The organism is Mesorhizobium sp. M7A.F.Ca.CA.004.04.2.1, from assembly GCF_004022825.1.
Taxonomy (GTDB): domain Bacteria; phylum Pseudomonadota; class Alphaproteobacteria; order Rhizobiales; family Rhizobiaceae; genus Mesorhizobium.
Window position 1 is genome coordinate 1 of record NZ_RZPH01000390.1, and the last position, 4,019, is coordinate 4,019.

The 4,019-nt window shown below is 62.0% G+C and carries 6 protein-coding genes; 1 reads left to right on the forward strand and 5 read right to left on the reverse strand.

All coding sequences use genetic code 11. The features are described from left to right. The 4 genes from EN893_RS18070 to dapD form a co-directional block, all read right to left on the reverse strand. The coding region (locus EN893_RS18070; RefSeq protein WP_164900940.1) for a hypothetical protein at positions 1–774 on the reverse strand (774 nt) is incomplete at its 3' end. A 13-nt stretch (positions 775–787) separates the two neighbouring features. Beyond that, positions 788–1,165, reverse strand: a complete 378-nt coding sequence (locus EN893_RS18075) for a DUF805 domain-containing protein (protein WP_023810766.1) — start codon at positions 1,163–1,165, stop codon at positions 788–790. Further along, complete coding sequence (locus tag EN893_RS18080) at positions 1,158–1,520, reverse strand: DUF805 domain-containing protein (RefSeq protein WP_127269740.1); 363 nt, start codon at positions 1,518–1,520, stop codon at positions 1,158–1,160. Before EN893_RS18080 ends, EN893_RS18075 begins: the two co-directional genes overlap by 8 nt. Positions 1,521–1,592: 72 nt before the next feature. Continuing rightward, entirely contained in the window at positions 1,593–2,447 is an 855-nt protein-coding gene (gene dapD, locus EN893_RS18085) for a 2,3,4,5-tetrahydropyridine-2,6-dicarboxylate N-succinyltransferase (protein WP_127269742.1), read from the reverse strand. Between the two features lie 227 nt (positions 2,448–2,674). Between dapD and EN893_RS18090 the strand changes: the two genes are divergently transcribed. Next, complete coding sequence (locus tag EN893_RS18090; protein WP_023810769.1) at positions 2,675–3,520, forward strand: LOG family protein; 846 nt, start codon at positions 2,675–2,677, stop codon at positions 3,518–3,520. 65 nt (positions 3,521–3,585) lie between these two features. Here EN893_RS18090 and EN893_RS39325 read toward each other — a convergent pair. Further along, positions 3,586–4,019, reverse strand: a 434-nt coding sequence (locus EN893_RS39325; protein ID WP_245490859.1) for an HAD-IA family hydrolase, incomplete at its 5' end; no start/stop codon positions are given.

The window sequence follows — 4,019 nt, forward strand, 5'->3', positions numbered from 1 at the left end:
TCGCCGCTTTGGTGCGCGCAGCGGAAGCGGAGCGGCTTGGCTCGCCGGGCCTGGCGCCGGAGCAGGTTGTTGCACCGGCCGGCCGTCGATCAACGTGATCTTCTGCCAGATTTTCCGCGACAGGTTGGATGCCAGGTTCTCGATGTCGTTGACGCCGTCGATGACCACGTCGTCATTGACCGACTGCGCGAAGAGCGCTGCGATCTTGCCGGTGATCGACAGCATTTCGGAGCAATAGTCGAGGTAACGCGCCAGGTCGGCGGCATTGGTGATACGGGCCGGCGAGTGCGCCGTCGGCTTGAAATCGGCCGAAAGGGCTGCCGGATCCTTGGTCAGCTGGTGCATGTCGATGACATGGATCAGCGAACGCAGGCCGTGCAGCTGGCGAAACACCCTTTTGCGCTTGATGCGCTCCTCGGTGCGGATCAGAGCAAGCAAGCCCAACACAGCCAGTATGACGGTGTTGATCGAAGCCTCTATGCCTTGCACCGACTGCAGGGCATCGTGGGTTCCCGAAATGCGGTCGATCGGCAAGATGGTACCGACGAACAGGAACACCAGCACACCCGTGACGAAGGCGGCGACGATGAGCCCGCGCAGCCACCAGATCGGTGCTTCGAGCACCTTGGCCGCCTTGGCCAGATCGCGCGACAGCGAGACCAGTTCGGCGGCGACGCCACGCAATCCCGCTTCAGGGAAACGGTCGGCGATCCGCTCTTCCAGCCGCTCGGCGGTTTCGACGATCAGTTTCGGATCAAGCGTGCGGTAGCGCATGTCCGATCGGCCCTCAGGATTGTTCCGGCTCGTTGGTGCGCCGGCCATAGCGGTTGGGTCCAGGCTGCCCTGGAAACAGGCACAACACAAGGAAGGCGACGATCGAGACCACCGGCACGAACAGGATCAGCGCGGCAATGCCCGGCTTGTCCAAATCGTGCAGCCGCTTCACCGCCAGGGCGATGTTCGACCACAGCGAGGCGATGAAGGCGACGAAGAAGATGAACGACCACATGTTGCTCTCGGCCGAACCTTCCGGCACCAGCGTGAAGCGGTAGAGCGGGAAGGCCTGGATGATGGCGACGAGCAACCCGCCAAGAAAATAGGCCGCGCGACTGACGCGGCCCGAGGTTTTGAAGAAAAGCCAGGTGAGATCTGATCTGTCAGGCAAGCGGGTCCGGTCCATATTGATTGGCGCCTCTGGCGCCTTCGAGAATGCCGCATTCCACCAGAAACCAGATCGGGCCGATGAGCGGCACCAGCATGATTAGGCTCCACCAGCCCGACTTGCCGCGATCATGCCAGCGCTTGGCGTAGACTGCGAGCGCGAAATAGATCGAGACCAGAGCGATGAGAATGCCGATGATGCCGATCTGGGCGCCACTGGCGGTGGTGAGACGTGTACCGAGGATCGCATCGAGAATGAAGGCAACGATACCAATGACGATGAAAACGCCAATCGCGGCCCAGAACTTGCCACGGTTGATGCGACCATCAAAACTTGTGAGCAGATACTTCCAGTCCATGTCACCCCTCCATCTTGAACCAGCGCGACCGATTGTCGCGCCGGCGGAAGGTGCGCTCGCTTTGCGCAAAGATCAATCGCGCAGCAATTCGTTGATCGAGGTTTTGGAGCGGGTCTTGGCGTCGACACGCTTGACGATGACGGCGCAGTAAAGGTTGGGACCCGGCTCGCCGTTCGGAAAGGGCTTGCCCGGCATCGTTCCGGCGACGACGACGGAATTGGGCGGCACTTCGCCATAGAAGATCTCGCCGGTGGCGCGGTCGACGATCTTGGTCGACTGGCCGATGAAGACGCCCATGCCGAGCACCGAGCCTTCGCGCACGATGCAGCCCTCGACCACCTCCGAACGCGCGCCGATAAAACAATTGTCCTCGATGATGGTCGGGCCGGCCTGCATCGGCTCCAGCACGCCGCCGATGCCGACGCCGCCGGACAGATGCACGTTCTTACCGATCTGGGCGCAGGAGCCGACCGAGGCCCAGGTGTCGACCATGGTGCCGCTGTCGACATACGCGCCGACATTGACGAAGGACGGCATCAGCACGGCGCCCGGTGCGACATAGGCCGAACGGCGCACGACCGACGACGGCACGGCTCGGAAGCCCGCCTTTTCGAAATCGACGGCACTCCAGCCGTCGAACTTCGACGGCACCTTGTCCCACCACACCGCCTCGCCGGGTCCCCCCTTGATGATCTCCATCGGGTTGAGCCGGAACGACAACAGCACGGCCTTCTTCAGCCACTGGTTGACATGCCACTTGCCGTCGGCCTGCCGCTCGGCGACGCGGACGGCGCCGCGGTCGAGCAGATCGAGCGCCGACTGGATGGCGTCGCGCGTTTCGCCGCGCGTTGCCGTCGAAATCGCGTCGCGTTCCTCGAAGGCCTTCTCGATGGTCTTTTCGAGGCTCGCCAGATCGGGCTTCGACATGAATTCGCTCCATTACCAAGCTGTTAAGGGGCAACGCCTTAACCTGTTTTGAAAGTCGCGCGGACCCCTTGGCAGGCTTTGCCTGCCTGGATCTTCGCATGTAGCAGGTTCTTGTCACAAAACCGCAGGACACTTTTGCGGAACCTGCTTATGTGAAGCCTTGGTGAGGGTCAATCGCGGCTGCGTCATGGGGCGGCGCAAGTGAAGAATTTGGACGGGTAGAGCATATGACACCTATGGAAAAGGCGGGCTGGACGCCACTGCCGCATTCGGACGAGGATCTGGAGCGGTCGAAGAGTGTGCCGGATACGCCGCAGACGCGTGCCGAAACCTACCGGCTCGCCTGGAACGATCCCGACTTCATGACGCGGCGCGAGTTGCGCGCGGTCCGGCTGCAGCTTGAACTCCTGAAACCGGAAATGATCCTGGCCGAACGCGGCATCCGTTCGACGGTGATCCTGTTCGGCGGCGCGCGCCTGCCGGAACCCGGCGGCGAGGCCTGGGCGGCCAAGAACGAGACGCAGAAGAAGAACCTCGAGGAAAACAGCAAATACTATGAGGAGGCGCGGAAATTCGCCCGCCTCTGCTCGCAGCAGTCGGCTACCTCCTATTACCGCGAATATGTCGTGGTGACCGGTGGCGGGCCCGGCGTGATGGAAGCGGGAAACCGCGGCGCCGACGATGTCGGCGCGCCGTCGATCGGCCTCAACATCGTCCTGCCGCACGAGCAGGCGCCGAACATCTATGTGACGCCGGAGCTCTGCTTCAACTTCCATTATTTTGCTATCCGCAAGATGCATTTCGTCATGCGCGCCAAGGCGGTCGCGGTGTTTCCGGGCGGCTTCGGCACGATGGATGAATTCTTCGAGACGCTGACCCTGATCCAGACAGGGCGCATGGAGCGCGTGCCGGTGATCCTGTTCGGCAAATCCTTCTGGAAGCGGGCGATCAATCTCGATTTTCTCGCCGAGCAGGGCACGATCAGCCCCGGCGATCAGGACATCATCGACTTCGTCGACACCGCCGACGAAGCCTGGGGGATCATCAGCCGGTTCTACAAGTTAGGGGAGTAGGGGAGTGGGGAATTGAAGAACTGGGGAACTGGGGGAATTGATCCGTAGAGACCGTCCTTCATTCTTCAATTCTTCAATTCCCCTCTTCCTTCCCCCTCCACAATCGCCGTCAGAAACCCCGCCAGGTCGTCGGTGACGAAATCGACGTCGTCCTCGTTGGTCGGGTCGCGCTCCCAGATCTCGGCAAAGGTCGGCTCGAAATTGCGCGGCACGATAAGCACCGTGGTCATGCCGAGCGACTTCGGCACCGACAGGTTGCGGGCAAGGTCTTCGAACATCACCGCATTGTGGCCGGTGACGGCGTGGAGTTCAGCGAACTTCTCGTAGGTCTGGCGCGCCGGCTTGGGATTGAGCCCGGCGGCGACGATGTCGAAGATGTCGTCGAAATGGTCGAGGATGCCGAGTTGGCGCGCGGTGCGCTCGGCGTGCCTGCGGTCGCCATTGGTGAAGATGAACTTGCGGCCCGGAAGCTGGCGGATGGCGGTGCCGAGAACGGGGT